The organism is Sphingomonas ginsenosidimutans (genome assembly GCF_002374835.1).
Classification (GTDB): domain Bacteria; phylum Pseudomonadota; class Alphaproteobacteria; order Sphingomonadales; family Sphingomonadaceae; genus Sphingomonas; species Sphingomonas ginsenosidimutans.
In genome coordinates this window covers 1-711 of sequence record NZ_NWVD01000055.1, presented here as the reverse complement: position 1 = coordinate 711, position 711 = coordinate 1, and the positions used below count along the sequence as shown (strand labels likewise).

1 pseudogene is annotated in these 711 nt (G+C 64.7%); it reads left to right on the top strand.

The features are described 5' to 3' along the window. Window positions 1–400: 400 nt before the first annotated feature. Window positions 401–711: pseudogene (locus tag COA17_RS18685) on the top strand (integrase core domain-containing protein); the annotation flags it as partial.

The following is a 711-nucleotide window of genomic DNA, read 5'->3' as shown; positions in this document are numbered from 1 at the left end:
TCCGCCTCCGGTGCCCGGATCGCCTTGCGCACCACCTTGCGCGACAGGTGCAGGTCCCGCGCTATCGCCTTGATGGCCTTCCCCGACGCGTGCTCGCGCCGGATCCTCAACACCGTCTCCAATACCAGCATCCCGCTCTCGCCGCCTGACACACCGCCAAGCGAACAGCCTAGACCACCGGGATGAGGGGTCCCTTTTCGACGCCGATCACCCCGCTACCGGGGTCCTTTTTCCACGCCGATCCACAGTCGGTCGGCCTCCAAAGTGTTGTCTCGACAACCTCACTTTAGATACCTGCTGACCGACCATGGCTTGCCCTGATGAAGCCTGCGGCCGCTTCGCGGCCTTGCCTTCATCAGGGCCATAGCGGCCCCCGAACCAGCGCTTCCCAATGTGCTACGGCAGCGAGTTCATCGCCACTGCCGTCCAGACCTGGCTCGGCCAGATCGGCGTGAAGACGCTCTACATTGCCCCGGGTTCGCCATGGGAGAACGGCTATAACGAGAGCTTCAACGGGTCGCTTCGCGACGAACTGCTCAATGGTGAGATCTTTTACAGCCTCGCCGAGGCCAGGGTGCTGATCGAGGCGTGGCGCCGTCACTACAACACCGTCCGGCCGCACAGCAGCCTGGGCTACCGCCCACCGGCCCCGGAATCGGCAACATCGCCATCACCGGCCTCCGGTTCCGCTTCGCTCCACCTACGCCCGGC